The 25,445-nt window shown below is 50.6% G+C and carries 28 protein-coding genes, 1 pseudogene and 1 riboswitch; of the genes and pseudogenes, 12 read left to right on the plus strand and 17 right to left on the minus strand.

Annotation, left to right across the window (positions count from 1 at the left end; genetic code table 11):
- Positions 1-140: 140 nt before the first annotated feature.
- The 6 genes and pseudogenes from ACN5NT_RS18380 to ACN5NT_RS18405 form a co-directional block, all read right to left on the minus strand.
- A pseudogene (locus ACN5NT_RS18380) lies at positions 141-524 on the minus strand (peroxiredoxin-like family protein); the annotation flags it as partial.
- A gap of 12 nt (positions 525-536) precedes the next feature.
- The gene (locus tag ACN5NT_RS18385; RefSeq protein WP_419176400.1) at positions 537-785 is read right to left on the minus strand and encodes a hypothetical protein; all 249 of its coding nucleotides are present in this window, start codon (positions 783-785) and stop codon (positions 537-539) included.
- Between the two features lie 59 nt (positions 786-844).
- Positions 845-2,182: an aldehyde dehydrogenase family protein gene (locus ACN5NT_RS18390; protein ID WP_419176401.1), complete on the minus strand. Its 1,338-nt coding sequence runs from the start codon at positions 2,180-2,182 to the stop codon at positions 845-847.
- Between the two features lie 56 nt (positions 2,183-2,238).
- A complete protein-coding gene (locus tag ACN5NT_RS18395; RefSeq protein WP_419176402.1) occupies positions 2,239-2,832 on the minus strand; it encodes an NAD(P)H-dependent oxidoreductase in 594 nt (197 codons plus the stop codon).
- A 321-nt stretch (positions 2,833-3,153) separates the two neighbouring features.
- On the minus strand, positions 3,154-3,933 hold the full coding sequence (locus ACN5NT_RS18400) for an enoyl-CoA hydratase/isomerase family protein (protein WP_136797183.1): 780 nt from the start codon (positions 3,931-3,933) through the stop codon (positions 3,154-3,156).
- Between the two features lie 371 nt (positions 3,934-4,304).
- Positions 4,305-4,457, minus strand: coding sequence for a hypothetical protein (locus ACN5NT_RS18405; protein WP_419176403.1), 153 nt, complete (start codon positions 4,455-4,457; stop codon positions 4,305-4,307).
- Between the two features lie 124 nt (positions 4,458-4,581).
- Between ACN5NT_RS18405 and atpD the strand changes: the two genes are divergently transcribed.
- The 8 genes from atpD (at position 4,582) to ACN5NT_RS18445 (ending at position 10,918) form a co-directional block, all read left to right on the plus strand.
- Positions 4,582-5,985, plus strand: a complete 1,404-nt coding sequence (gene atpD / locus ACN5NT_RS18410; protein ID WP_419176404.1) for a F0F1 ATP synthase subunit beta — start codon at positions 4,582-4,584, stop codon at positions 5,983-5,985.
- A gap of 5 nt (positions 5,986-5,990) precedes the next feature.
- Complete coding sequence (locus ACN5NT_RS18415; RefSeq protein ID WP_136797228.1) at positions 5,991-6,392, plus strand: F0F1 ATP synthase subunit epsilon; 402 nt, start codon at positions 5,991-5,993, stop codon at positions 6,390-6,392.
- The gene (locus tag ACN5NT_RS18420) at positions 6,389-6,661 is read left to right on the plus strand and encodes an AtpZ/AtpI family protein (protein ID WP_136797179.1); all 273 of its coding nucleotides are present in this window, start codon (positions 6,389-6,391) and stop codon (positions 6,659-6,661) included. The genes ACN5NT_RS18415 and ACN5NT_RS18420 overlap by 4 nt, the downstream gene beginning before the upstream one ends.
- A complete protein-coding gene (locus ACN5NT_RS18425; protein ID WP_136797177.1) occupies positions 6,662-7,348 on the plus strand; it encodes a F0F1 ATP synthase subunit A in 687 nt (228 codons plus the stop codon).
- Positions 7,349-7,378: 30 nt separating this feature from the next.
- Positions 7,379-7,648, plus strand: a complete 270-nt coding sequence (locus ACN5NT_RS18430; RefSeq protein ID WP_136797175.1) for an ATP F0F1 synthase subunit C — start codon at positions 7,379-7,381, stop codon at positions 7,646-7,648.
- Between the two features lie 11 nt (positions 7,649-7,659).
- Positions 7,660-8,424 (plus strand): F0F1 ATP synthase subunit delta, encoded by a 765-nt coding sequence (locus ACN5NT_RS18435; protein WP_419176405.1) that lies wholly within the window; start codon positions 7,660-7,662, stop codon positions 8,422-8,424.
- Positions 8,425-8,582: 158 nt separating this feature from the next.
- Positions 8,583-10,076 (plus strand): F0F1 ATP synthase subunit alpha, encoded by a 1,494-nt coding sequence (locus ACN5NT_RS18440; RefSeq protein WP_419176466.1) that lies wholly within the window; start codon positions 8,583-8,585, stop codon positions 10,074-10,076.
- Entirely contained in the window at positions 10,073-10,918 is an 846-nt protein-coding gene (locus ACN5NT_RS18445; protein WP_419176406.1) for a F0F1 ATP synthase subunit gamma, read from the plus strand. Before ACN5NT_RS18440 ends, ACN5NT_RS18445 begins: the two co-directional genes overlap by 4 nt.
- Before the next feature lie 356 nt (positions 10,919-11,274).
- Here the strand turns inward: ACN5NT_RS18445 and ACN5NT_RS18450 are convergent, their stop codons facing one another.
- From ACN5NT_RS18450 to ACN5NT_RS18465, 4 genes are all read right to left on the minus strand, one after another.
- A complete protein-coding gene (locus ACN5NT_RS18450) occupies positions 11,275-12,414 on the minus strand; it encodes a radical SAM protein (RefSeq protein WP_419176407.1) in 1,140 nt (379 codons plus the stop codon).
- An 81-nt stretch (positions 12,415-12,495) separates the two neighbouring features.
- The gene (locus ACN5NT_RS18455) at positions 12,496-13,059 is read right to left on the minus strand and encodes a TetR/AcrR family transcriptional regulator (protein WP_419176408.1); all 564 of its coding nucleotides are present in this window, start codon (positions 13,057-13,059) and stop codon (positions 12,496-12,498) included.
- Between the two features lie 88 nt (positions 13,060-13,147).
- Complete coding sequence (locus ACN5NT_RS18460; protein ID WP_419176409.1) at positions 13,148-13,375, minus strand: MoaD/ThiS family protein; 228 nt, start codon at positions 13,373-13,375, stop codon at positions 13,148-13,150.
- 118 nt (positions 13,376-13,493) lie between these two features.
- Positions 13,494-14,405, minus strand: a complete 912-nt coding sequence (locus ACN5NT_RS18465; RefSeq protein WP_419176410.1) for a TIGR01212 family radical SAM protein — start codon at positions 14,403-14,405, stop codon at positions 13,494-13,496.
- Positions 14,406-14,887: 482 nt separating this feature from the next.
- Between ACN5NT_RS18465 and ACN5NT_RS18470 the strand changes: the two genes are divergently transcribed.
- The 4 genes from ACN5NT_RS18470 to ACN5NT_RS18485 all read left to right on the plus strand — a co-directional run bounded on the left by ACN5NT_RS18470 (position 14,888) and on the right by ACN5NT_RS18485 (position 20,047).
- Positions 14,888-15,901 carry an SPFH domain-containing protein gene (locus ACN5NT_RS18470; RefSeq protein WP_419176411.1) on the plus strand — a complete coding sequence of 338 codons (1,014 nt, stop codon included), beginning with the start codon at positions 14,888-14,890 and terminating at the stop codon, positions 15,899-15,901.
- 37 nt (positions 15,902-15,938) lie between these two features.
- Complete coding sequence (locus tag ACN5NT_RS18475; protein WP_136797159.1) at positions 15,939-19,397, plus strand: AAA family ATPase; 3,459 nt, start codon at positions 15,939-15,941, stop codon at positions 19,395-19,397.
- Between the two features lie 208 nt (positions 19,398-19,605).
- On the plus strand, positions 19,606-19,836 hold the full coding sequence (locus ACN5NT_RS18480; RefSeq protein WP_419176412.1) for a hypothetical protein: 231 nt from the start codon (positions 19,606-19,608) through the stop codon (positions 19,834-19,836).
- Positions 19,837-19,876: 40 nt separating this feature from the next.
- Entirely contained in the window at positions 19,877-20,047 is a 171-nt protein-coding gene (locus ACN5NT_RS18485) for a hypothetical protein (protein ID WP_419176413.1), read from the plus strand.
- 263 nt (positions 20,048-20,310) lie between these two features.
- On the opposite strand, the gene ACN5NT_RS18490 is transcribed toward ACN5NT_RS18485, so the two are convergent.
- The 7 genes from ACN5NT_RS18490 to ACN5NT_RS18520 all read right to left on the minus strand — a co-directional run bounded on the left by ACN5NT_RS18490 (position 20,311) and on the right by ACN5NT_RS18520 (position 24,974).
- The gene (locus ACN5NT_RS18490; RefSeq protein ID WP_419176414.1) at positions 20,311-20,997 is read right to left on the minus strand and encodes an SIR2 family NAD-dependent protein deacylase; all 687 of its coding nucleotides are present in this window, start codon (positions 20,995-20,997) and stop codon (positions 20,311-20,313) included.
- Positions 20,998-21,003: 6 nt separating this feature from the next.
- The gene (locus ACN5NT_RS18495) at positions 21,004-21,606 is read right to left on the minus strand and encodes a DUF3786 domain-containing protein (RefSeq protein ID WP_419176415.1); all 603 of its coding nucleotides are present in this window, start codon (positions 21,604-21,606) and stop codon (positions 21,004-21,006) included.
- A 34-nt stretch (positions 21,607-21,640) separates the two neighbouring features.
- Positions 21,641-22,060: a GNAT family acetyltransferase gene (locus ACN5NT_RS18500; protein ID WP_419176416.1), complete on the minus strand. Its 420-nt coding sequence runs from the start codon at positions 22,058-22,060 to the stop codon at positions 21,641-21,643.
- A 176-nt stretch (positions 22,061-22,236) separates the two neighbouring features.
- The gene (locus tag ACN5NT_RS18505; protein WP_419176417.1) at positions 22,237-23,103 is read right to left on the minus strand and encodes an SAM-dependent methyltransferase; all 867 of its coding nucleotides are present in this window, start codon (positions 23,101-23,103) and stop codon (positions 22,237-22,239) included.
- An 80-nt stretch (positions 23,104-23,183) separates the two neighbouring features.
- Complete coding sequence (locus ACN5NT_RS18510) at positions 23,184-23,711, minus strand: hypothetical protein (RefSeq protein WP_419176418.1); 528 nt, start codon at positions 23,709-23,711, stop codon at positions 23,184-23,186.
- Positions 23,712-23,777: 66 nt separating this feature from the next.
- Positions 23,778-24,380 carry an NAD(P)H-dependent oxidoreductase gene (locus ACN5NT_RS18515; RefSeq protein ID WP_419176419.1) on the minus strand — a complete coding sequence of 201 codons (603 nt, stop codon included), beginning with the start codon at positions 24,378-24,380 and terminating at the stop codon, positions 23,778-23,780.
- Positions 24,381-24,398: 18 nt separating this feature from the next.
- Complete coding sequence (locus tag ACN5NT_RS18520) at positions 24,399-24,974, minus strand: PhnA domain-containing protein (RefSeq protein WP_419176420.1); 576 nt, start codon at positions 24,972-24,974, stop codon at positions 24,399-24,401.
- Between the two features lie 249 nt (positions 24,975-25,223).
- A riboswitch (cobalamin riboswitch) is annotated at positions 25,224-25,444 on the plus strand.
- Position 25,445: the final 1 nt, after the last annotated feature.

Below are 25,445 nucleotides of genomic sequence, written 5' to 3' on the forward strand. Positions count from 1 at the left end.
CGGATAACGGGTTGCAACTGTCGGTAGGGAGCATATCCGCCCTTCCGCACTGTCTGCTGAAGGGCGGATACGGTATCCGGCTGGTAAGGGGTAGTGGTTTTCGAGCAGGTAATCCTTTTGAATATTTATATACTCTATTTTCAGATGGTTTTCAGTAGTTCGACTATCCTGGTCGGGTCTGGGCGCCTTGTGTAATCCGGGTGGACTTCCACGTTTTTTATAACCCCATCTGTGCCGATAATGAAACGACCCGGCAGCGGCAGTCGCCAGAGATCATCACCGTTAAACCGGTCCAGTTCGATGCCGAAACTGGTGTAGATGGTTCTCAGATCTTCGGGCAGGCTGAAGACCAGACCATAGAGACTGGCCACATTGTTGCCGGGATCTGCCAGGACAGGGTAATCGAGCCCATGCTTTTTGATTACCTGCTTGGAGTATTTCGGCAGTTGCGGCGAGATGGCAACGAGGCTCGCGCCAGCAGCACGGATATCGTGAGCGACTTCCTGCAAAGCTTCCAGCTCTGCATTGCAGTACGGTCACCAGACTCCTCGATAGAAGGTAAGCACCAGCGGACCCTGGGAGAGTAAATCTGCTGAGCTGATATCATTGCCATTCTGGTCACAGAGGGTAAAGGCCGGGGCTGACGCTCCAACGTTCAATACGTCATCCATGATACCTGAACTCACCAGCTCCGCCGTTGAGTTGTGCATGATTGCAAGGGTATCCGCTGGAATACCGGCTTCTAGTTGGTCGCGCAGATTATCGAGTTTATCCTGTAGATTCATTGTGACCTCCTTGGTCATTGACTGACTGATCAGATCAAACTGAACTCAGTTGAAGAGAATTAACGATTTACAACCCTCACCTGTGCAAACTGTCTATGGCCTTCGGCTGAACCGTGAAAACCAAGCCCGCTCTGTTTTGCTCCAACCCAGGGGGAGTCTCCTTCACCGCCCACACCCTGGTTGATACCGATCATTCCAGCTTCGAGCCGACCGGCAATTGTGTTTGCGCCGGAACCGCCAAAGACCACCGCTCCCAGGCCATAGTCACTGTGATTGGCTCGTGTTATGGCATCTTCAATATCGCTATAGGTGCTGATACAGATCAGTGGCCCAAAGGTCTCTTCCTGCTCGACCCGCATGTCTGGTGTCATGCCTGCTATTACGGTGGGCTGGATATAGGGTGGTTGCTGGTCGTCAGAGCCCAACAGCAGCTTTGCGCCCTTTTCAACAGCATCCTTTATGTGGGCCAGAACTGTGCGGTGCTGGCGGTGATTGACAATGGGGCCGATGTTGACGTTGTCCATGTTCCATGGGCCAACCCTGTACTGACGGGCGTAACCTACCACCAACTCATTGAATTCGGCGGCCACAGTTTCATCCACGTAGATTCGCTCGGTGGAGGTACACATCTGGCCAGCGTTCTCGAAACTGCTGGCAACGGCAAAACGAGCGGCGGCGGCGAGGTCGGCATCGGCCATGACGAGCATCGGGTCATTGCCGCCCAACTCCATTACCAGGCGTTTAAGACTTGTGGCGGCTCTTTGCATGATATCTTTACCTGCGGCACGGGAGCCGGTAAACGCGATCATGTTCACATCGCTCTCTACCAGCATTTTGCCCTGTTCTCCGTCGCCGTGGACGATCTGCAGCACATGTTCAGGTAGTTTTCCTGCCACCAGGTCGAAGAATGCCTGGGCGATGAGCGGCGTTTCTTCCGATGGTTTCCAGATGACAGTGTTGCCTGCAACCAGGGCAGGAATCAGCAGGTTGTTAGCCATTGCCAGTGGATAATTCCAGGGGGAGATCACTGCCACGATCCCGAAGGGTTTGTATTCAATTGTTGTTCGCCCAATAGAGGAAGGCTGCAGGGCGTTCGCTACCGCCTGAGCAATGTAGGGGCCGCCGTAGATGGTGCCGCTTACTTCACCGGTGGCGCGACGGATATCCTTCCCCATCTCCCGGCCGAGAAGCTCCGCCAGCCGGTGAAGTTCCGGCTCGGCGGCGGCCCATGCCTTCTCAACCAGGCCGGTGCGTTGTGCTGTACCGAGATCACTCCGCTGGGCGGAGGCTGTTCTGGCCTGGAGAACCACTTGCTCTATCTGGTTCTCCGTTGCCACCTCAACCGCCCCGAGCAATTCACCATTGCCGGGATCAAATGATTGCAGTTGTTGACTCATAATCTATTCCAATCGCTGACTGTAATTTCATAAAGGTAAGGTGTCCTGCTCGTTTGTTAACCGACGGGTGGAAACTGATCGTTGATGTGGTCGGTAAATCGTTTGAAATCATTCTCAACATCCGGGTTCTTGAGGACATCGTAGCAGGCGAAGGTTTTCAGTGGTTCCATGCCGAAAAACCTGAAGTTCAGGTGGGTCGGCCAGAACAGCTCATCATGCCCTTTGCCTTCAAAAAAGGTCTGTTCAGGGTTGTCAAAAGCAATGGCCGGAGCGTTGTAGGTAAGAGAGATCAAATACTTCTTTCCCGCCAGCGTGCCGCCGCTGCCATACTGCTTTGCCGGGTCTTTTCTGGTACGGCCGTCGCCATCGCAGAGTCTGCCATCCATGCCGGCGGTGTACACTTCATCCATATATTTTTTAAAAGTCCAGGGCACACCCATCCAGTTTACCGGAGTCTGCAGGATGATGACATCGGCCCATTGATGTTTTTCGATCTCCTGTTCAACCTCATATTGGCTCATGGAACTGTGTTGAATAGTATATCCCCTTGTCTGCAGGTTCTCTGCTGCCATTTCAACCAGAGTTCGGTTGAGTTTTCCCTCTGAGAAAGGATATGGTTCGTGGGTGTTGATAATCAGTACGTTTTTCATAGAATTTCTCCTGTGTGTTGTATCGTTGACCGGTAGCGGGTTGTCTCAACAATGCCTTTCAGCATTTTCACAACCCGCCAACCTACTGAAAGGTAGGTTGGCTTGGTAAGTGTATTCACCACTGAAAATCAGTTCAGCGACGTTAAGGGTAGCTAACTTGAGACAGCCTGTCAACCAATCAGTAGGTAGGCAGTGTGTTTTTATTTTTCTATCTTTAACGTTACTTCTGATATCTTGAGGGATATTGGGCAACTGGCAACTTCAATTTTTAGAAAGGGTAAAGTTGCCCAATGTGCGGCTTTGTTTTTCAGCAGGAGCTTATCAGCGTCCCTGCCATTCGGGCTTTCTTTTTTCCAGAAAAGCGCTCACCCCTTCATGGGCGTCGTGGGTGGTGCACAGCCGGGCAAAAGCGTCATTCATATAGTCGAACTGGTTGAGGTAGCCCAGGTCTTCGGAGCCGTAGAAGCCTTTTTTGGCAATCTGTACCGCTACCGGGCTTTTCCTGGCCAGCTCCACAGCCCATTTGTATGCCGCATCATCCAGTTCTTCTTTGGGGACCATACGGTTGATAAGGCCAAACTTAAGGAGCTCAGGTGCCTTGATGAGGTCGCCGTAGAGCAGCAGTTCCAATGCCTTTTTCCTGCCGACAACCCGGGCCACGGGAATAACCGGGCCAACACAGTTCAGGCCGACATTGATGGCGGTCAGCCCCATCTTGGCATTCTCTGCAGCAATAGTCAGGTCGGCCGAGACGGCCAGCCCCATACCGTTGGCGGCAGCCACGCCCTGCACCTTGGCTATAACCGGTTTGGCAATTTGAGCAATAGCGACCAGGGGCCGTTCCATATGCTCTATCCAGGCCTTGTATTCCAGCGCTGTTTTGCCCTTGAGTTCGTTGATATCGATGCCTGCGCAGAACGCCTTGCCTGCACCCTGGATCATAATGACCCGAACATCATTATTCCGGTCGAGGTCAGTGAGGGCCCTGTAGAGTTCATCCGCCATGTTGCTGGTGAATGTATTCAGTGCATCAGGTCGATTGAGTGAGATGATAGCAACATGGTGTGTGTCAACTTCAACAACAAGATTTTCGTAGCTCATGGGCTCTCCTTTTTATGAAATTGAGACAGGGCTATAACTTTTTTGAAGCGCCAAACATAATATCCGAGCGGTTGTTCGGTTTGGCTAGCATAAACCTTGCAAGGCCAGACTGTCAACGCCTTATAAACTCCAAAATTTCAGGGTATGCAGTCTGTACTGCCCTACCAATCTCTGCGGTATAGCCATACAATTAAGCTATGCTATTTTCTGAAGCCTGCCGAACCACGTTCTTTTCTCTCCAAATCTGCCTTATTGAGAGAAAATTACTATACACCGACAGACATTTGAGTGGAGACCGTCGGTCAGGTTGGTGCTGAAACACATGCTCTGTAGCGAGTGGTAACCTTTGGGCTTGGTCAGTGCCACTTGATCTAAACCGAATTTCTCATGAGTATTTTGTCAAGGATGAGAAAAAAACGATTCAATTCAAGCGCATTGATACCATTATTGTCGTTTTTGATATCTGCAAAATGCTCATCGCAGGTGGTTCCATGCGGCACCATTTTCTTCAGTATTTCAGCCATAAAAAGGTTAGCGCAGGCTTCGCAGTTCTCTATGGTTTTTTTGCTAAAGGCGTTGAAACCCGTGCCGCCAGAACTTGTTAAAAATCCGGGCTAATAAGAATTATCCCATTTCTGATTCAATACGATGACCGCTGATTTTCTACATGAAAATTCCTGGCAGGCTGATGCTATTGGCTTCATTGCCGCAGTTCACGGACCTGTGGTGGAAGTCAACTGTCGCATGCTGCCGCCATTGCGGCGGGCACTCATTACCCAGGTGGATGCCGAAACTTTTATGTTTGAGGTGCATCAGCATCTAGATCAACACCATATCCGCGCCATAACACTTCATGAAACAGGTGGTCTGTACCGCGGCATGCCGGTGTATGACAGCGGAGCATCTTTGCATGTACCCGTTACTGGGGATTGTTTGGGGAGACTGCTCAATGTTTTCGGAGAGCCGCTGGACGGCGGAGAACCGCTGGCAGCCGAAGAATTTCGCAATATACATACTGGGCCTCCTCCTCTTGCTGCCACTCTTGAGAATCGTGGAATTCTCGAGACCGGCATCAAGGTTATTGACCTGCTTTGCCCCTTTGTTGCCGGAGGAAAAACCGGACTGTTCGGAGGCGCCGGGGTGGGAAAGACGGTATTGGTAATGGAGTTCATGCATGCGATTGCCGCAATTCATCATGGTGTGTCTGTGTTTGCAGGAGTGGGTGAAAGGCTGAGGGAAGGGCATGAACTGTGGACCGAGATGCGCAAGGCGGATGTGATGCGCAATACCCTGATGGTTTTCGGGCAGATGGATGAGTCTCCCGGGGTACGGTTTCGAGTTGGACTTTCTGCGCTGAGTTATGCCGAATTTCTTCGGGATACCATGAAAAAGGAAGTGCTTTTCGTGATGGATAACGTATTTCGATTTGTTCAGGCCGGCAGTGAGATTTCCAGCCTGCTCGGGAGAATGCCAGCGACTGTTGGTTACCAGCCGACTCTGCATACCGAGGTTGCTGAACTGCAGGACCGAATACTTTCCACAGACAACGGCTCTATCACCTCGGTCCAGGCAGTCTATGTCCCGGCTGATGACATGAGTGATCCTGCGGTCAACGTTATCCTTAAGCATCTTGATACAACAGTTATCCTCTCGCGCCAGCAAGCGTCCAAAGGAATCTACCCGGCAATTGATCCCCTCATCTCCACCAGCAAGCTGATGGATCGATATTCATTGGGCAACACCCATTATGCCGTTGCAGAAGGAGTCCGTGAGGCCATGGCGAAATATGCGGAGTTGGAAGACATCATAACCATGCTGGGCATAGAAGAACTGTCAAAGCAGGACAGGATGACAGTCCTGCGGGCAAGAAAGCTGCAAAGATATTTTACCCAACCGTTCTGGGCGACTGCAGCCTATACCGGGATGGCGGGGAAATCAGTTCCCCTCGCGGCTACCCTGGCCGATTGCGAGGCGTTTCTGTTGGGCAAGTATGATGATATTCCGGAAGAGCGATGCTATTTCCAGGGCAGTATGCAGGAGGCCTTGCAGTGAGCACCATGACCCTGAAAATTCTTGATAACCAGAAGAGCCAGACGAGAGACGGGGTGATCTCTTTTGTTGGCGAGGATAGCAGTGGCAGCTTTGGAATTCAGCCGGGCCATGCCCGGATGATGACCGTGCTGATCTTCGGGTTAGCCCGTTTTTGCTGTGAAGGCGGGTCCTGGGAGTACATTGCCTTGCCCGGGGCAGCACTCTACTTCCGAGAGAATGTCCTCTATCTTGTTACAAGTCATTATCTTGTGGATACGGAATATTCACGGATCTCGAAGCGACTTGCCGAGGAGTTGAGAGTTGAAGAGGAAGAATTGAAGAACGTTCGCCAAAGCCTCAAAAACATGGAAGAGGCCTTGCTGAAACAGATATGGGAAATGCGGAGGCAAGGGGTAAGCCTGACATGAAAGAGAGAAAACAGCTGAGCAGGGATGTGGATCGTAAGGTTGAACGGATGAAAAAAGCCGAAAAAGAGCACCACACCATTCTCGGCCAGACCATTTACCTCACCACGCTGGGGCTGGTGCTTGTACTGCCGCTCATTGCAGGAGCATACCTTGGCCGTTGGCTCGACAGTATGCTGGAAGGATATTCGATTCGCTGGACTCTCAGTCTTCTGATTATCGGGCTGGTTGTAGGTGCAGTCAATGTCTACTTGTTGATTCGGGGGCGTTGAATGGGTGATGTTACAATAGGGGTGGATACTCTCTTTTTTGTAGGACCATTTGCCATCAGCACCAGTCTGGGAACAAGTCTGCTACTGACGGCCGTGGTGAGTTTGGCGGCCTGGTTGATGGTCCGCCGTATGGGGGGAAAGCCGACTCGGCGGCAGGCGGTTACAGAGGCGATTGTGTCCGGTTTGGAAGACGCGGTAAGGCAGGTCGCAGGTGTGCATGCAGAGCGCATTATGCCCTTTATTTCGACCCTGTGGGTATTTCTGATCTGCGGGAATCTGTTGGGACTCGTACCGGGAATGGACTCTCCAACGCGCGATCTGTCGGTGACAGCTGCTTTGGCGGTTACTGTTTTCCTTTCAGTTCATTGGTTTGGTATCACGACGCAGGGATGGGGCAACTATTTCAGGCATTACCTCAGTCCGAATCCCATTATGCTACCATTTCATATCATCAGTGAAATTACTCGCACGGTGGCACTTGCGGTACGGCTGTTCGGGAACATGATGAGCCTGGAGTTGGCGGCCTTTCTTGTGCTGATGGTCGCCGGCTTCCTGGTGCCAATCCCGATCCTGATGCTCCATATCGTGGAGGCGTTGGTTCAGGCGTATATATTCGGGATGTTGGCTCTTATCTATGTTGTCGGAGGCATCCAATCCCATGAAGAACGTTCGAATTCCTCCAGGTAGTGTGAATGCCTGGCAGAAGAGGAGGAAGATATGGCAGAAATGAATATGATTGTACAGATTTCAACTCTCGCGGCTGTTATAGGGCTTGCCATTGGGGTACAACTGCCGGCGCTTGCCATGGGGAAGGCAATAACCAGTGCTCTGGAAGCACTGGCCCGACAACCTGAAGCTGAAAAAGCCATTATGCGGACCCTGTTCATCGGCTTGGCGATGATTGAATCTCTCGCCATATACGTGTTGGTTATCGTCCTGATCATCCTATTTCGTAATCCATTGCTGGAATATCTGCTTCATCCTTAATGAGGAGTACCGTGGAACTGAACTGGACGACTTTTATTCTTGAAATACTGAATTTTCTGGTTCTTGTCTGGCTATTAAAGCGTCTTTTTTATAGGCCGGTGCAGGAGATGATTGAAAAGCGCCGTAAGAGCATTGAACAACAGTTTGAAAATTCCCGAAAGATCCAGGAAAGGGCGGAAAATCTCCAAAATCAATATGAATACCGCCTGGAGGAGTGGGAAAGTGAGCGGCAGGCGGCACGTTCCAACCTGGAAAACGAACTGGCTAAAGAGAGTCGGAGACTGTTTGACAAGCTGCAGGATGAACTGGAGGCTGAACGAAAAAAGCAAGAGGTTCTCACTGAGCGTCAGGTAAAGGAGCAGCTGGAAAAGGCTGAAATCCGTGCGTTGGAGCTAGGGGCCCGTTTTGCAGCGTCTGTTTTGAAAGAACTAAGGGCGGAACAGTTGGAGGCACGAATTATTGACCTGTTGCTGCGGCAACTAGGGGAGATTTCGGGGGAGAAACTGAACGGTCTGGCCACCGTGAGTGAGCAGGGGCGTCAGCAGGAAGTCCATATTGTCAGTGCATATCCTCTGAACCGTATTCAGCAACAGAAACTTGAAGAGTGCCTGCAAAAATTGCTGTCTGCCCCGTTGGCACTAAGCTTTTCAGAAGATGATGAGCTGATTGCCGGCTTGCGTATGACTATCGGGCCGTGGGTGATCCGTGCCAATCTTAAAGATGAGTTGAAGACCTTTGCTGACATGGCCCGAATTTCGGGTAAACATTTTGTCTAAAAACAGGAAAAATATTTTTACTTGCAACTATTGCAATGACCACAAGCAAAGGTGAAATTCGACAACATGTTCATGGGAAATGCGGGATGGCCCACAGGCTCCTAATCCCGATTTTTCATAACTACTTTTCAGATGAAGAGGGCATTATGCCAGACAACATGCCTGTTTCCGGAACCGGCGCCAGCCTTCTGCAGCGCCTCGAGTCCTGGGTTGCCGATTATCGCTTTCGGCCAAGGTTCACCGAGCAGGGGCAGCTGGTTTCAGTTGGTGACGGTATTGCCTGGATCAGCGGGCTGCCATCCGCAAGAATGAACGGACTCGTCATGTTTGCCGATGAAAGCCGGGCTATGGTCTTTGACCTTTCCGTTGACCGTGTGGGGGTGGTGCTGCTTGATGACAGCCAGGAACTCACCTCGGGCATGCCGGTTTATCTCACTAATGAGCGGCTCAGTGTACCGACCGGAAACGGGCTGATCGGAAGGGTTGTGGACCCATTGGGGCGGCCGCTCGACGACGAGGGTGAGCTTGGTGATTGGGTTCTGCGTCCAATTGAGCAGAAATCACCACCGATAATTCACAGGGATTTCGTAAATAACCCGCTCTATACCGGTATTAAGGTGATTGACACCCTCATCCCGATCGGCAAGGGGCAGCGTCAGTTGATCATCGGCGATGAGGGGCTGGGGCGCAGCTCTCTCGCCATTGATGCCGTTATCAATCAGCGCGGTCTCAAGGTGTTATGCGTCTATGTACTGGTGGGGCAGAAACGCTCTTCGGTAATCAGCACCATTAATACTCTGCGTAAATTTGAGGCGATGGAGTATACGACAATTGTTGTAGCCGAGGCCAGCACCTTGCCCGGGATGCAATTTCTTGCTCCATTTTCAGGCTGCACCATGGCGGAATCATGGATGCATACAGGGCATGACACTCTCATAATCTACGATGACCTCAGCACGCATGCGAAGATTTACCGGGAACTGTCGCTTCTTTTGCGTCGACATCCCGGCCGGGAAGCATATCCGGGTGACATCTTTTCAATACATGCCGGTCTGCTTGAACGCAGCACCACCCTTTCTGCAGAGACCGGTAGCGGTTCAATGACTGCCCTGCCGATTGTTGAGACAGAGCAGGGGGATATTGCCGGTTATATCCCTACCAACCTTATTTCCATTACCGACGGCCAGATTTATCTCGATCTGAATCTGTTTTCTGCAGGCTATCGTCCGGCTATTGATGTTGCCAGATCGGTTTCAAGAATTGGCGGCCAGGCACAGCATTCGAAGATCAAGAAAGAAGCGGGAAGAATGAAGCTCGACTATCTGCAGTTTCTGGAACTTGAAATGTTTACACGGTTTGGTGCCAAGCTGGAAGCCTCGATGGAACATGCCATTCGCCGGGGGCGAATTTTGCGGGAAATACTTAAGCAGGAGCAGCGCAACCCCCTTTCGGCTGAGTTTCAGCTGGCCTGGCTCATTGCCTATAACACCGGTCTATTTGATAAACTTGAACAATCTGAGGTGCCGAAAGTACTTGAATACCTTGCAGGAAAACTCCATGATGAGCCGCTCAGTCTTGAGGCGAGCAGGGAAAGCTGGCTGGAGAAAGTGAATTTCTGGCTCAAGAACTTTCCACGACAGAATATGATATGAGCAAGTTCAGAAAGGTCGAATACCACATTCAACAGCTGCGGGAGTTGCAATCGATCATTACCTCAATGAAAACGCTCTCCCAGCTGGAATTGCGGAAACTGACCGGCCGGGCAGAGCATTATCGGGAGATCGCAGGGGTCCTGCAGGAAATGGTTGATGATTATATGGTGAATTTCCCCCAGCCGCACCCGATTGCAGGTGATGATTTGGTTATGGTTATTGGTTCTGAACGGGGATTTTGCGGCCCCTTCAATGAACTGCTTGGGGAAGCGCTCCTGACAGGTCAGGCGAGTGTGAAGGAAAAACCGTGGCGGGTGCTGGCAATAGGCAGAAAACTCTGTAGCCACCTTGATGACCGGCTACCGGGATACATACCATTGGCAGGGGCCGGAACCAGTGAAGAGATAGCTACTGTATTGCCTCGGATAGTCACAACTGTGCAGCGTCAGATGGGTGAACAAAAATGCACTAAGCTTCTGGTTCTCAGTCATGGTGATGAGGAAGGGGTGGTGGCAGTCAGTCACCTGCTGCCTCCCAAGCCGGTTCAAAAGGAGAGGGAGAAGCTGATTCCGCCACATCTCTACCTGGAACAGGCTGTTTTTTTTCGTGAGTTCCTCTCACATTACCTGTACCTCAGCGTTATCCGGCTATTCACCGTCTCACTAATGGTTGAAAATCGTTATCGGGTCGAACACTTGGGGGGAGCAGTGCACAGGCTCGACGAGCGGCTGCAGACACTGTGCACCAAGGCAAGATCGTTGCGTCAGGAGGAGATCACAGAGGAGATTGAGATGATACTCTTAGGCAGCGGCACCTTTGATGCTGGATCGTCTGGATTCTGAAAGTGCATTGAGCAGATCCACAGCTTATGAGTTTTGAGGAACGAATTGGCAGGGGGAAGAGGATGGATGTATTACAGAATGTCACTTTGAAATGTTCAGGAGAACTTTTGTCTGAAGAGATCTCCTCTATTTTTGTGACAAGCAGGAAAAGTCCTGGGAGGGCTCACACCTCTGGAAGCTGTTGTTGGCAGGACTTTTGCCTTCATTACTTGCAGCCAGCTGTCGCACTAAGCCCTTTCTGCGGAGTCCCGTAAAGCTCGTTTACCTGCCAACTCTTCTTTAGATGCCTCGGAGTCTTATTCTGCGCGCTTACCTGATTTGGCGAAAAATTGTAATAGCCCGACAGGCTCCTGACGTTATATATATCGCTGCATGATCCTGTCGATCACCTGGTCCATATTATCGACCCGGGCCCCGAACTGGTCGCACATCTGCTGGGCATAGTCGCGGGTAACAGGGTTTTTCAAATCTCCTATGCTGGAGATGCGGTGGGTACGGCGTCCTATGCAGAACAGGAGCTGTTCTTCAGGTTCCAGTTCAAGGAATTCCCGGACAGGCCTCATCATCTGTTCTTTATCACCGGGCAATACTCCATCAACTTCCGGGAAAAGGTTGAGCACATGGTCGCTCCTGACCGCACTGGTGATGCCATCAAGCGACTCAAGGAAGAGCAGCAGCTCGCGGGAGGTGTCTACCTCACCCATTTTGTCGAACTCATTATTCCTGAACTGTTGGGTCAGCGGCGCGGCGGTCGGCATGGCAAGGGTTCTCAGCCTGATAAAGTCCGGATTGATCTGATTCAGGGCGTCTGCAGTCTCTTCGGCATTTTCCTGCCAGAGACTCTTGCCGCCCAGGCCAGGCATGTAGTACTCAGAAAGTTGCATGCCGGCTCTTTTAATCTTTTTCCCGGCGTGTATCTGGGTAGCTTTGTCGGTACCCTTTTTCACCATTTTAAGGACTTCATCGGATCCTGATTCCATGCCGATATGAATCCGGTTGAGGCCGGCTTCTGCCATTTGAGCCAGATGATCGTCACTGATTCTGGCAATGGTATGGCTGCGGGCATAGGAGGTAACTCGCTCTACATTGGGAAACGCCTGACGGAGGTGGCGCAGGATACGGATAAGGTCATCCGGCTTTATGATGAGACTGTTCCCATCCTGCAGAAAGATCGATTTCATGCCACCGGAGATGAAGTTGTATGCTCCGTTTATGGCATAGTTGTCCTGTTGCTGGCCTGGAGGGGCAATGTTTTCCAATGAACTGCCAGTTCTCCGAGCGTCAAGAATGGCGTCTACATACCACTTCACTGTATCTATGTCCCGTAGTACATGTTCAACAGGACGCAAGCTGAATGTCGTGCCTTTATAGACTGGGCAGAAGGTGCATCGGTTCCACGGACAGTTACGGCTAATGCGGATAAGTAAGCTTTCCGCTTCACTGGGTGGGCGAATTGGCCCCTGTTCGAAACCTTTATATTCTTCTACTTTTTTCATTGTATTTCGAAACCTCAATACAGATTCACGGACATTGCACCTACCGGTAGGTAGGCACAATGTCCGTAAAAAAAATCCCTGTCAACACTCAAGGGCCTTGATCATTATTTCCGCAGCTTTGTTAAACATGTCATCTCCGCCGTGAGATCGTGCAACAATCTGGGTTCCAACCAGAAAAGAGAGAAAGGTGTAGGCGGCCTCTTCATCTGTTCCGCTAATACGTAATGAATTATCCTCTCTTCCCTGGGAAAAAACGGTGGCGAAAATCGAAACAGTCATTTTTATGGAATCCTTCAGGATGTCGCAGGAATGTGCTGGCAGGGTGTTTTTATCGGTGCTTATCGATCCCACCAGACAAAGTTTGTTCTGCAACAAGCCCTGTTCAAAGACTCCGGCGAGCTTTCTGAGCTTTTCCGGAGCGGTCCCGTCTTCGTTCACTATTGCGCGATAGTTTTCACCGTATGTTGTTTGGCAACGCTTAAGCAATTCATCCACCAGGTCTTCCTTCTTGGGAAAATGATGGTGAATGCTGGCTTTTCTAATGCCGACGGCTTCGCTTATATGCTTGTAGCTCATCGCGTTGACACCAACGGTCTGAACAAGATCCTCGGCCACATCTAATATTTTGGTTCGTGTATCACTCATAGCTGACAACCTGCCAGAAGGTAGGTCGCTTGTCAAGCGTAGATCGAAATGGTGCAGGTTGCGCCAATATTCGTCGGAGAGTTTGGGATCATCCTCCAACTATGTCTGACATCAAGGTTACCCTGTCACCGTCATCAAGAGGATGTTCGAAGTTGGAAGCTTTGCTGTTAACGTATACCGCCCCGATGTGCCATGGTGTCAGCTCGATTTTCTCCAAGAGCGAGTGAATTGTTGCCGGTTCCTCAAGCTGGATAAGGCGATTGTTGAAACGGTCGATTTCTAAACTTGCAAGAAGGTGAACATCTACTTCGATCACAACAGACTCCCAAAATTTAAGACGAAAATGATATGCTTTCGCATGTCATCCTGTCAGAAGGTAGGCAAGGTGTCAATGATCATTGATCAGGGTAAGATTATAAGGCCTGTATTGATAATTACCGCAAAATTGCAGAGCCCTGAAAGAGGCCGTTATTCTGCAAATCTTTTTGCAATCTTTGACTCAAATGGGTGGCGAGTATATCCCATCTGGGAGCAACGAGCAGTTCAGGGTGAGAAGTAGCCCACAGGCGGTGAATTGTGATATCGGAAGGGATGCGGACCAGTACTTTCTGAAGGAATTCAAGATAGCCGTCTAAGGTGAAAGGGGAGAATTTGTTGTGCTGATACATCTTCTCTAGTTCAGTACCCCGGATAACCTGCAGATGATGCAGTTTCAAAGCATTTATGCCGAGTTTGCAGACCTTATCCACCGATACGAGCATTTCTTCTTCATTCTCTTTTGGGATACCGAAAATGAGGTGTACGCCGATCTCAAATTTTCCGTAACCTTTTATGCGGTGAACACAGTTGGTAAAGTCCTGATAGCTGTGATTTCGGTTAAGAAGTTGAAGACTTTTGTCATGAACAGTTTGTAACCCCAGTTCAAACAGACATTCTTTCTTCTTTTCAAAAATCAGTGAAGCCAGGGGCCCCAGCAAATCATCGTTTACGTAATCAGGCCTGGTGGAGAGGATGAGCCCCATACAGTCTGGATCTTCCAGGATCACAGAAAGTGCCGGCAGGAAGGAGTCGACGGGTACGGCCGTGCAGGTTTCCTGCTGGAAATAAGCGAAGTATTTACTGAATCGGCCTTTCAGTATAGTGTTTTTGCCACGCTCAATCTGTGTCAGGTAGTCATCGGTGCCGTCGAGATACCCCGGAGTAAAGCTTGCCGGGCTGCAGAAGATACAGCCACCTTTTTCCCTGTTGGGGCAGATCATACCGGTGTCTATGGGGATTTTCCCTACTGGTACCCCATACTTTTGCCGATAGTGGTGGCTGAAGGTTCGTATGATTGGCTGGTTCATTGCTGGCTGGTGACGGTTTATCGATTTTTCTCAATATTAATAAATAAAATAATTACAAAAGGCCTGACAGGATATACTAGTATTATCAATCTCTGTCGATTTTTGTTTTTACTTTACCTTCCCTGCCGTGAGATGTGGTGCATGCAGGTGGTTGCAATAGATCAGTTTGTATGAGTTTTTTGTGTTTTCTACCTGTCTTCTGTGCCTTGGCGGTTATTTGACAGTGTACAACAATATCCGATAAGCTTTTGTTAGAATACTCTTCTGTTAAATCGTTTAACCCTCATTTTTTCATGAACATTGTGTCAGTTACAGCTGTGCGCGTGTCGTAGCGTTTATGAGCCGGTCGGTAATGGTTGGCAAATCACGACAATGTTAATGAAAAATATTTCTAATAATCATCAGTTGGGACCGGGCATGAATGTCAGTTGCAAAGCTCCATGGCCCCGATAGTCCGGTAACTCATTGGTGCAGGAGACTTTATGTCGAAAAAGCCGGTGTGGAATATCTTTCAGCGTGGGTTTGCATTACGGATTGGGCGACTGGTGGTTTTGTCAACGCTTCTTGTGGTGCTGGTGTACGGCTGTATCGCTACAGTATATGCCAGTAAAACCATCTTCAAAGTAAAGAAGAATTATGCGGTGGTTCTCGAAAAGCTGGGGGGAGCAAGGGAGGCGGTAACTGACGTCGGCTGGCATGTCCGCCTGCCATTATTCACCAGGATTGAGCAGGAAGTGACATTGATGAACCAGACACTTTTTCTGGGTGGCTCCAATGATCCCATGCGGATTATTACCAGGGATAATGTCGCGCTCTGGACTTCTGCACTACTCACCTACCGGATTCGGGATTTAAAGATATGGGCCATTGAGAACCTGCAGCCAATGACGCTTTTGCAGGGAGATTATGATGGCATAGTGAAAGACCTGATGCAGGCAGAGACCGTGGTCCATCTCATCAGCGAACGGCATCAGGTCAAAGAGGATATCTTCAAGGCTTTGAAGTCCAGGCCGATAAATGAAGGCGGCCCGACCCTTGAGGAGAAGTACGGCATAGAGGTTATCAGTTTTGTGTTGAAGGAGACACGATTTGGCGACCAGCTGGTGGCGGCATCGGAAGAGAAGAAACGAAGGGAGCTGATCGCTGAGGCGGAGAACTACGCAGCGGATCAGGAGGCGAGCAGGATACGAAAACTCTATGCTGCCTACCTGGATGGTATCTCGACTCTGCAGAAGGCTGTGGGACGACCGGATGGCTCAACCGATATGGCGCTATTGAGATTCCTGGTGCAGCAGAAATGGGCCTCTGCCTATGAGAAGAATCAGACCGGTCAGAATACGGTGGTTATTCAGAATACCAGCAGCGATGGCCCGTCAATTACCCTGCCGCTTTTGGGTGAACACCCAGGAGAGAAGGATGGTGGTGGGAAAAATCAGCAGCTGAACGCCGTGAGTTCAACGCCATCAACCATTCTTGCGCCGACTGTCCCAAAGTAGTAATGCACTCGCGTAAGGAGCAACCTGGCTGGTAATTATGCCCCGCAGACTGACCAAAAAAATAGAGTACATCCGGCTACCGGAAAAGCGCATTCGTGAGATGGAGGAGATCGTCGCGGCCTGGCCTTTTGAAACCAAGGAGTTCATGCGGGCGCGGCTCAACCAGTATCGACCACCATCTGGTGTGTTGTGGCGTCTGAAGTTGATTGGTAAGTGGGTGGTGCCGTTTTCCGGTGGTGAAGAAAACGAACGGAGAAAAGACAATTTTACCATTCTCCGTGATCCGGAAATTATCACAGATTGGCAAAAGCGGTTTGAAATGTCGGGCCAGGCTTCTCCGCGAAAGGCATGGAACGCCTTACTGGAGCGTGAAGTGAGCAGCAAGGATCGCGCATTTCTGCTCTCGCTGCTTGACCAGGAGCTTGCCGATGTTCACCTGCCGGAAGAGTTGGCCCGGCTTTTTGAAAAAGTTTACCGGGCTCATATCCTGAAAGAATATGTGACAGATCCTGAAACGCCGCAATCTCCGCTTATACTGCTGATCGGCGGTAGTGGCAGTGGCAAATCGGCTACTGCGGTCAAGGCGATTGAGCAGGTGTTTTTTGTCAATCAGGTGCGTCCGGAAGTCGATCTGGAGCGCAAGAAGGCCAGAATTCTTGCCAAGGTGCCGTTCTGGAAAACTCTCGATGATGTAGAGCCGGAGCTGGCTGACGAGATTCGCCGCAGACAGCGGTTGCGACGCTATCAGCGCTACTCCCGCATGCCAATAGTGCGTTTCCTGTTCAAGAGACAGATTGGCAGAAACCTCAGTGATCTCGAAGAACAAAGTCTGGTCGTCGATTATGCGAAAATAACCCCCAATGATTTTCAGACTTCGCTTGCCGGTGAGCCTGGCAACTATCTGAAGAAAGCTTTTGGCAATCCTCTCCGGACATCTGTTCGCCACCTCGAAGAGGCGCACAGCGCTTTTGCCCGAAAAGAAAGCACCGGTGCCGGTGGAGGCGGGGTGGAACGACAGCAGGGCACGCTGGTCGATACCTCGAATATCATAATCGATGAGATTATCAGCGGTAGCCGCGACTGTGTGCTGGTTGCCACGTCGGATCAGCCGGAAGTATTCGATTCAGCGATCTACCGGCGTTTTGCCGAAAAAGGGATAGTGAAAGATGTTTCCGAATACTGGCAGAATAAACGCAATCTCAAGGAAATAATCCGCATTGAGCTTATGCGGCACAATATCCGGGTGGCGCATAAGCTGGAGCAGTTTGAGCACGATACCATTAAATGGATTTCGCCGGACAGCCTGATGGTTGCGGTGGGCAAGGTGTATCGCGTCTTTGCCGAAAGATCGCTGCAGGTGACGCCGGCCTATGTGCGGAAACTGGTCGGGTTTATGGTTAATCTCAAGGGTGATTTTCGCGCAGAGTATATGGATGACGGGTTGTTGGTGCGGAACGCGTTCGAGATGGTGGCGCGTAATGCCTTCGGTGACCTGTTCAAGAAGGTGGTCAACCGGATCGACCGGACGGCAATCTGGGATGACTATGTCGGAGACATCAAAAATACCTTCTCCGAGATGGCCAACAATTGCCTGCTCTACAATGTAAATGAAGAAAAGGGCGTGGTATTAAACGGTCCTCCCGGCAGTGGTAAAACCTTTCTGGTGCGTAGCTGGCTCAGCGAAAATGAGTCTATTCATGATATCAGTGCCAGCCCTTCAACCCTGCACAACCCGGCAAACCCCATAGACGGTACGGTGACTAATCTGACCAAGGTCTATGACATTGCCAAGATGATCGCCCCTGCGGTGGTCTTCTTTGATGAGGGGGATGCCCTGGCACCTCGGCGCTCGGCAACAGGCGGCAGCCCTTCGGATCGTTTGACCAACAAATTCCTGTCAATCATCGATGGGGAGACGCCACTTTCCAAAGTGCTGACCGTGCTCACCACGAACCGCCTCGATCTGCTGGACCCTGCATTGATTCGTTCCAAGAGGTTGAAAGTGATGGAGGTCTCCGGGCAACTCGGCATGCGCGATATCAGCGGCATAATTGAGGCAGCACTGCATGAGATTCCTGTGGCGCAGGGTTTTTCTGCTGAGAACGTGATAGAGGCCGCTAAAGGCATTTGCCATACTCCTGCGGATTATTCCGCATTTGTGGAGAAATCACTGGCCCTTCGCTCAACGGAATTGACAGTGTTGAAGAAGTTCAGAATGCTACCTTCTCTGCCTGAGGACCAGCAGCAGAATTTTTTAAAATTCAACATCAAGACCTTGAGCGGAATTCTGCAGGCAATAGGCGAAGATACAGGTCTTCAGCAGGCTTTGAAGGATTCGCCGACAAGTTTTTTAGAAAGATATGATGAGGTAATGAAAAAGTTTGAGACCATCGGTGCAGACGCGGATTATCCGCTCTGTGAGTCCCATTTGAAGAACGCCCGATTCGAACTTTCTCAAAGCCCTACCAGAAAGGGCAAGTTAGAACTGGATGATTATCTGGAGACCGAACTGAGCAAGGAACCACAGAAGGGTTTTATTGTGGGAGTTGGCGCAAACGATACGGAAGGCGTGTTGTTGCCCATCGCCACCAGCCTCACCTATAGCCTCTCGCCGGAAAAAGTGCTGGTGACAGGAGCAGTCTCGTCCTCAGGGGGCGAGGCCGCGCAGATGGAGATGGCGGTGCAGATGACCCAGCAGTCGGCCCAGGAGGCGCTGACCCTGGTGAAGAACTACTTCCAGGCTCTTCATCCTGACATAAGCATGGTGAAACTCCTTGGTGAATTTCTGGTTAAGTATACCATCCATCACCAGTTGCTCTCTGCTTCCTATAATGTCGGTGGCCCGTCGGCCGGTTATGCCCTTGCGCTGAATACCTTATCGGCGATTTTGCATATCCCGATCTATCCCGATTTCGGTATCACCGGCGCGCCCTGGACCAAGGGTGTGACCAAGGATACAGTTGGTGGCTCGGTGATCATAGGTGGCCAGAAGAAAAAGGCTGAGAAGGTTCTGCAATATCTTCGCAGGATGTATATGCCTCGTCAGAATTACAAAAGTCTTGAGCTTGATTTCCTGATTGGCTACTGGAGCCAGAACAAGGATATCCTGGCAGTCAGTTACTTTGGCGAACTGGTGCCGGAGACAATCTGGCTTGGAGACGAGTATGAAAAGATGCTGCTCGAGTTGATTGAACTGCGGATACAGTACAAGCTCAAAAAATACCAGAAGAATGAGCGTGATGATGCTGCAAAGGAAAAGATCATCCGCTATCGGGCAACTCTCAGGCAGCAGGCAGAGGCAGAGATTATTCGCAAGCTGGAAGCGATTCGTTACTATATCAGCAACCCAGACAACGACCCCTTCACCTCCATCGATGTGATTTTTGCCAAGCAGGGGCGAAGCCCTATTGCACCGGTCAAAAAAGCGCTCAGCACCTTCGAGAGCCTCGCAGGTTTTTTTAAGAAAGAGAAGCTAGAGAATGTGATTCAGAAATGAGTGTGAGGGCAGGAGCCGAATAGCTCGAGTTGATTGGCAAGCATGCCCGGGATGTCGCTGAAGATAAAATTGTAAGAAGCAAAGCATACAATTTAACAACAGGATTCGTCTCGGAAGTGCGGTGAGGGTAGCTTACTTGGCGGCACGACGTTGTCATGATCTGTGCCGATGGTGCAGCGAAGCACATGACATGGAGGTATTGATCATCATGGCCAGAAAGAAGGGGCTGGGGAAGCAGGGGGTGCTGAAAGAAGCACAACAGACCGTTGAAGAGATTGCGGATATGGTCCTGAAGCAAAAGGCACCGCCAGGTACGCCGGGTGCGAAAGAGTTAAAAGACAAAGAGTCAGCTCAAGACAATGACTACGCTGAGGATAAGCCGGATACGGAAAGCCAGGTCCGCACGCCATATACCGGGGGGACTGCAGACGGTGAGTAGATTCCGGAATTCTTTCATATACAACAGCTTTGAAGCTGGTATGAGGGTGCTCTGTCGTTACATTAATCCAAGCCAGATAGGTGATGATGGCCCTTGGGAGAACCCCACGCCTTTTCTGATGTACGCCTACAATACTTTCCCGACCCAGCAGAAATCCGGTGTTCGCCTGAGCAGTTCTATGCGTGATTATTGCAGCATAGAGATCATGTAACCATTCGAGGTATCAAGTTGGGCAGGTGTGAGACAGCCCGCTTCCAGCCATCCCCTTATTCATATGGTCATGGGGATGGATGGAAGCGGGCATTTTTAGGTCGAACCAAATTGATGTTGTGGTAAATACGCTTTAAAGCGAGTGGCCTGCTGTGCTTGAAGGGAAGGGGCGAATGCTACGTCCGGGCGATGAACTGGTTATCCTCTCTAACTTCTAAGGATAATGAGGTTATTACCAGGTAGGCGCAGCCTGAGAGGTGAGAGTTATTTTGCAAGTAATTCTTTTGTGAGCTTTGGCAGCAGAATATCCACAGACCCGCACAGGTGCTGAAAACCCTCGGGAGCATTTGGGCTGCCGGGATCAACAAGATATCGTCTGGCTGCGGGCGGCGCATGGAGGATCATGCCTGCCGCTGGATAGACCTGCAGAGAAGTGCCGGCAACAATTACGATATCACAGTCGGCAATTGCTGCACATGCCTGTTCTGTATGAAAAATCTGTTCGCCGAACCAGACCACATGGGGGCGGAGCTGGCTGCCTTTCTCACAGAGATCGCCCGGGTTCAGGAGACCTGGGCCAATATCGTAGACCAGATCCGGATCAATGGTGGAGCGGGCTTTGGTCAATTCACCATGGATGTGCAGCACGGAAGTTGAGCCGCCACGTTCGTGGAGGTTGTCCACATTCTGGGTGACGACGGTTACCTTGTACTGCTGTTCGAGTTCGGCGATGGCCCGGTGGCCTTCATTGGGTTCGACCTTGGCCAGCTGTGCACGGCGAAGGTTATAAAACTCCAACACCTTTTCCTGGTTGGTGGCCCAGGCTTCAGGTGTGGCAACTTCTTCGACCCGGTATCTGCTCCAGATGCCATCAGGGTCCCGAAAAGTGGCAAGACCACTGGGGGCGCTCATCCCTGCTCCGGTAAAAACGACGATATGCTCTTTCTTCATGGTCCTTTACTCTATCCGGGTATTCCCCAGTTCCATGCACATGCCAACCGCCAGGGCATAAATAATATCCAGGGCAAAATGGCTGTTGATCGAACGGTCAAAGAGCAGCTTTGCCTCAGAAGGGAAGTCCTCGTCGCCAAGCCAGTAGAGTATCGCCACAGGTATTTTCTCGGTTACCTGAAATGAATAGGCAGCATCTGCCATGTCGAGGGAGGAACCTCCCCGTTTCCGGCAGAGTATACGAAACGTTTCAAGGGAATCGGCAACATTGTCGGTAATCAGCCGGGTGGGAATTTCATGGGGACCACGGAAGAAGGTCGCACCGCCAGGCAGATCCTTTTCGGAAATCCATTCCTTTTTCGGCGCAACATTCTGGCCGGTCAGCAGATAATGAACGGCGAACAGGTTGAAGTATTCGTGGAGCGGCGGGAAACCATCCTGGGGTCTGACGTTGCATTCCTTCGGCGAGATCAGGCACCGGCTGTCGAGAATATCAAGCGCGTAGTTCTGTTCCTGGTCAACAGAGACAGCCGGTACTCTGGCGCTGACTTCGCCGGCATCCAACCCGGCCAGATTCCGATAATGCCCCCTGTCAATAAGCTCAGACATAATTCCCTATCCCTGAATGAAGTTTGTTCAGTCATTAACGATCGTTGATCAGCCTCTTTCCCATCACCGTTACAGCTTCTGCAGCATATCCGAGAGACTGGTAAAAACCGATAACTTTATCATTGGTACTTCGTACCATCAGATCGATCTTCGGCGCACCTTTGGCAAGCAGCAGTTTCTCAGCCTCAAGTACTATCACTTTGCCTATCCCCTGGCCCTGATGTTGCGGGCTGACAGCCAGATAATAAATCCAACCCCGATGACCTTCATAGCCTGCCATGACTGTGGCGACCACCTGTCCATCCTTATCACCGACCAGAAACAGATCCGGGTCCACCTTCATCTTTCGTTCGATATCTTTTAACGGATCGTTGTGACTGGCAATGAGTTCACACGCTCGCCAGAGTGCTATGGTCTGTTCTGTGTCTGCTAAGGTGAAGGGCCGGATAATCATTATTGAATGTGGGAAGAGTCTTTAAAATAAGTGTTGGTTGGGGCTACTTTGGGCCAGGATGATTTCATGGGTCTTGAGCATTGCGAGAGTCAAATTTCATGTAAGTCAATCAAGGGATTTCGAGGCTGTCAGTGATTCATACTTTTGCATCATACAATGCTCACGAGACATTCGGGCTAGGGGACTCGGGCATGGGCTATGGCAAGTATCGGCGTTGCCTGCCGCTCTTCATCGTCCAGGAAATAAATTTTATTAAAAAAGTCACTGCTAACCGTGGTGATGTCGGTGAAGCCCCTGCGGCTCAGAAAATCGTCGACTGCGTCGTCTTCGATACCAAACAGGAGTGGTTCATCTGATTTTCTGGTTATCTCAAGCCACGCTTTGGCTTCTTTTCTATCTATCGTGTTTTCCAGAACACCGGGATAGGTATAGTCAAAAATGAGGCGACTACCTTCTGCGCTGTTTCTGGAGATGAACAGTAACGTTTCGTCAATGGCCTCAAGGTCGAGGTACATGATGACGCCTTCCATGATAAAGAGACTTTTTTTGCTGTGGTCGTAACCGTAGTCAGACAATAGCTCCAGGTTTTCACGGTGAAAATCGATCGGGACGTAGCTGACATGATCGGGCAAAGTGGAAAACAACTCCTCAACTTTGGCTTTTTTGATTGCCTGGGTTGCAGGGTGATCCACTTCAAAAACCCGAATCGCGCCTAATTCCTCGAAGCGGTGGGCGCGAGTGTCGAAGCCCGCCCCGAGGATGACCAGCTGTTCCAGGCCGACAGTGAGTTGCCCCGCGAGATAATCGTCGATATATCTGGTGCGGGCCAGAAAAAATTCGTGAAAACCGGGAACGAGATCCCTGAAGATGGCAATTGTCTCCTCACTAGGGAGCTCTGATTCCCCGATAACGGAGAAGTTTTCCGGCAGAAATGATTTGGCATATTGGTCGCTACAGATCCGATTGGAGTCCGTTCGAGAATATTCATAGGCCCTGTGCGCTGCTATTATCGCTGCTGAACGACTCGCTTTGTCACTGTCCATGCTCTCCCTCCCTGGGCCTGCAATGATCTGGTATAATTAGTCACTTGGCAACCGGGCATACGCTACCTGGTCTATGATGACTATCCTATCAACTCCCCACTCGATTTTTTCATCAGCCAGCTTTTACTTTTTTCTATGTAATGATCCAGTTCGTTATACTGGTGGTCGTTTCCGGGAATGGTGAGCAGGTTTGCCGGGTGCAATTCTGACAAGAGTTTTGCGTGACCGAGTTTATCCTCCTGCTGCTGGATGAGTAAAAACGAAGAATCGGCGAGCTGCTTGAAGGCTTCTTCTGCCTGAAACCCTTTTACATCGGTGGCGATCTTGATAGGGATGCCGAACAGGATGGCGCTGTCACAGCTTAAACGGCCCTCGAGCAGTGCCTGGAGCAGGACGAGGGTGCCGAATGACTTGGCAATAATAAGATCGAACTTTTGAGCCGGGAGTCTGCCGATTTCTTTCTTAAGGCTCGGCTTGTCGTCCTTGTCGGACCAGAAGGAATATTCAAAAGGAAAAGGTTGCTTGGAACTCAGCTCAAGCTTGTGAAAAACAAGATCGAGCCATTCTATAGTTGCGGGATTCACCCCGGGGAGTAACAAAGTTTTCATGGCGTATATACCTGTGATAATTGATACGATGAGTCAGGGTCCTGTTTTTGACCTGATGTTATCGGTTCATGTCACGTTACGTGGGAACTTCTCTGTTACCAGTGTTTGTACTTCATCAAGCCACTGCCGGCGCTGCTCCTCACTGCTGGTCACCACTATGTTAAACATGCGCCGGTGAAAGTCACGGCAGCCGCAAAGGTCGAAGATACAATTTCTCCAGATGGTCTCAAGAGGGTCGCCGAAGACCTGCTGCTCCCGTTCACTTTCGGTGTTGGAGGTGTTGAAGACCAGAGCGGTATCGGCCTTGAGCAGACCTAGCGGAACTCCTTCCCCCTGATCCTGTTCGATGAATTCATAGGCGACACCGGGGCGGATGACTCTGTCAACCCAGCCTTTTAATATCGCCGGCGGCATTCCCCACCAGTTGGGGTGAATAATGATAACTCCATCAGCCTCGCCTATTTCACGGCAGTGGTTCGCGATGACTTCCGGCAGATCAGCGGTTCTTGCGATTTCCGCGGACGGCAGGTTCGGAGGGAAATCCTCGGCGTAGAGGTCGTGAAAGCGGACCACATGGCCACTGTGTTCCAGTGCGGTCACAACCCGTGTTGCGATGGCATGGTTGAAGCTGTTTGAATCGGGATGGGCGAGGATGACAGAGATATTCATTGGTCAGAATTTCGGTTATTACGCTTTTTTCACAAATTGGGTGAGGATAACGATCTGCTGTCCACTGACCCGGCCCTCGATCTGTCCGGGGTTGTCGGCAACAAGGCTGATGTTGCGGACGGTGGTGCCGCGTTTTGCAGTGAAACCTCCACCCTTGACGTTGAGGTCCTTGACAAGGGTTACACTGTCTCCGGCAGCAAGCAGGGCGCCGTTGCTGTCTCTATGTTCAACCCCACCCTCTTCTCCTTCGTCCTGGCCCTCTCTCGCCCAGGCAAGGGTCTCTTCTTCGAGGTACAGCATGTCGAGCAGATCCTGTGGCCAGCCCTCGGCCCGGAGGTTTTGCAGTATGCGCCAGACCATCACCTGCACCGCCGGTATCTGGCTCCACATGGTGTCGTTCAGGCAGCGCCAGTGGTTGGCGTCCATTGACTCCGGTGTTTCTATCTGGCCAAGGCAGACTTTACAGATCATGACGCTCTGATCTGCGCCACCGTCTGAACTTGGTGGTACTTCGTAAGCAGAAAGGTTTTTGTCAGATCTGCATAATTCGCATTGTGCCTCGCAACGGGCAAGCAATTCATCGTGTACACTCATTTTGGATAATCCTGGGTTCAGCTTTGAAAAAGGGAAAAGAAAGGAGCCCACTTTTCTTTCCGGGTAAATCAATGGCATTGAGCATGCTCTTTGCCGGATGGGCAATACAATATTGGATTAGAAGTTATCTGTCCACTTTTCCACTAAATTTTTTAAAAATACAATCAGGAAGAGTAGAAGGGATAACCACGCACGGAAAAAACGACGATTTGGGGAATTATATTGACAGGAATCAAAGGCCTGGAGTAAAACTTCAGATACATATCAGGCTCCACTTTAGTGGATGAAAAAGGGAATCCGGTGAAAATCCGGAACGGGCCCGCCGCTGTAATCCTGTCCCGGCATTTGTACCATGCGCCGGGGAACGTTTCTGGCTGGAAGAGTCACTGCTCAGATCATATTCAAACGAGTGGGAAGGCTGTTGGAAACGGGGGAAAGTCAGAAGACCTACCTGAAGACATAATTAGGAAT

The sequence above is a fragment of the Desulfosediminicola sp. genome, from assembly GCF_048381775.1.
Lineage (GTDB): Bacteria > Desulfobacterota > Desulfobulbia > Desulfobulbales > Desulfocapsaceae > Desulfopila > Desulfopila ganghwensis.

Excerpts from the sequence above, each read along its gene's own strand:
- ACN5NT_RS18385 (WP_419176400.1), bottom strand. The coding sequence starts at position 785 with ATGAATCTACAGGATAAACTCGATAATCTGCGCGACCAACTAGAAGCC.
- ACN5NT_RS18390 (WP_419176401.1), bottom strand. The coding sequence starts at position 2,182 with ATGAGTCAACAACTGCAATCATTTGATCCCGGCAATGGTGAATTGCTC.
- ACN5NT_RS18395 (WP_419176402.1), bottom strand. The coding sequence starts at position 2,832 with ATGAAAAACGTACTGATTATCAACACCCACGAACCATATCCTTTCTCA.
- ACN5NT_RS18400 (WP_136797183.1), bottom strand. The coding sequence starts at position 3,933 with ATGAGCTACGAAAATCTTGTTGTTGAAGTTGACACACACCATGTTGCT.
- ACN5NT_RS18405 (WP_419176403.1), bottom strand. The coding sequence starts at position 4,457 with ATGGCTGAAATACTGAAGAAAATGGTGCCGCATGGAACCACCTGCGAT.
- atpD (WP_419176404.1), top strand. The coding sequence starts at position 4,582 with ATGACCGCTGATTTTCTACATGAAAATTCCTGGCAGGCTGATGCTATT.
- ACN5NT_RS18415 (WP_136797228.1), top strand. The coding sequence starts at position 5,991 with ATGACCCTGAAAATTCTTGATAACCAGAAGAGCCAGACGAGAGACGGG.
- ACN5NT_RS18420 (WP_136797179.1), top strand. The coding sequence starts at position 6,389 with ATGAAAGAGAGAAAACAGCTGAGCAGGGATGTGGATCGTAAGGTTGAA.
- ACN5NT_RS18425 (WP_136797177.1), top strand. The coding sequence starts at position 6,662 with ATGGGTGATGTTACAATAGGGGTGGATACTCTCTTTTTTGTAGGACCA.
- ACN5NT_RS18430 (WP_136797175.1), top strand. The coding sequence starts at position 7,379 with ATGGCAGAAATGAATATGATTGTACAGATTTCAACTCTCGCGGCTGTT.
- ACN5NT_RS18440 (WP_419176466.1), top strand. The coding sequence starts at position 8,583 with ATGCCTGTTTCCGGAACCGGCGCCAGCCTTCTGCAGCGCCTCGAGTCC.
- ACN5NT_RS18445 (WP_419176406.1), top strand. The coding sequence starts at position 10,073 with ATGAGCAAGTTCAGAAAGGTCGAATACCACATTCAACAGCTGCGGGAG.
- ACN5NT_RS18450 (WP_419176407.1), bottom strand. The coding sequence starts at position 12,414 with ATGAAAAAAGTAGAAGAATATAAAGGTTTCGAACAGGGGCCAATTCGC.
- ACN5NT_RS18455 (WP_419176408.1), bottom strand. The coding sequence starts at position 13,059 with ATGAGTGATACACGAACCAAAATATTAGATGTGGCCGAGGATCTTGTT.
- ACN5NT_RS18465 (WP_419176410.1), bottom strand. The coding sequence starts at position 14,405 with ATGAACCAGCCAATCATACGAACCTTCAGCCACCACTATCGGCAAAAG.
- ACN5NT_RS18470 (WP_419176411.1), top strand. The coding sequence starts at position 14,888 with ATGTCGAAAAAGCCGGTGTGGAATATCTTTCAGCGTGGGTTTGCATTA.
- ACN5NT_RS18475 (WP_136797159.1), top strand. The coding sequence starts at position 15,939 with ATGCCCCGCAGACTGACCAAAAAAATAGAGTACATCCGGCTACCGGAA.
- ACN5NT_RS18480 (WP_419176412.1), top strand. The coding sequence starts at position 19,606 with ATGGCCAGAAAGAAGGGGCTGGGGAAGCAGGGGGTGCTGAAAGAAGCA.
- ACN5NT_RS18485 (WP_419176413.1), top strand. The coding sequence starts at position 19,877 with ATGAGGGTGCTCTGTCGTTACATTAATCCAAGCCAGATAGGTGATGAT.
- ACN5NT_RS18490 (WP_419176414.1), bottom strand. The coding sequence starts at position 20,997 with ATGAAGAAAGAGCATATCGTCGTTTTTACCGGAGCAGGGATGAGCGCC.
- ACN5NT_RS18495 (WP_419176415.1), bottom strand. The coding sequence starts at position 21,606 with ATGTCTGAGCTTATTGACAGGGGGCATTATCGGAATCTGGCCGGGTTG.
- ACN5NT_RS18500 (WP_419176416.1), bottom strand. The coding sequence starts at position 22,060 with ATGATTATCCGGCCCTTCACCTTAGCAGACACAGAACAGACCATAGCA.
- ACN5NT_RS18505 (WP_419176417.1), bottom strand. The coding sequence starts at position 23,103 with ATGGACAGTGACAAAGCGAGTCGTTCAGCAGCGATAATAGCAGCGCAC.
- ACN5NT_RS18510 (WP_419176418.1), bottom strand. The coding sequence starts at position 23,711 with ATGAAAACTTTGTTACTCCCCGGGGTGAATCCCGCAACTATAGAATGG.
- ACN5NT_RS18515 (WP_419176419.1), bottom strand. The coding sequence starts at position 24,380 with ATGAATATCTCTGTCATCCTCGCCCATCCCGATTCAAACAGCTTCAAC.
- ACN5NT_RS18520 (WP_419176420.1), bottom strand. The coding sequence starts at position 24,974 with ATGAGTGTACACGATGAATTGCTTGCCCGTTGCGAGGCACAATGCGAA.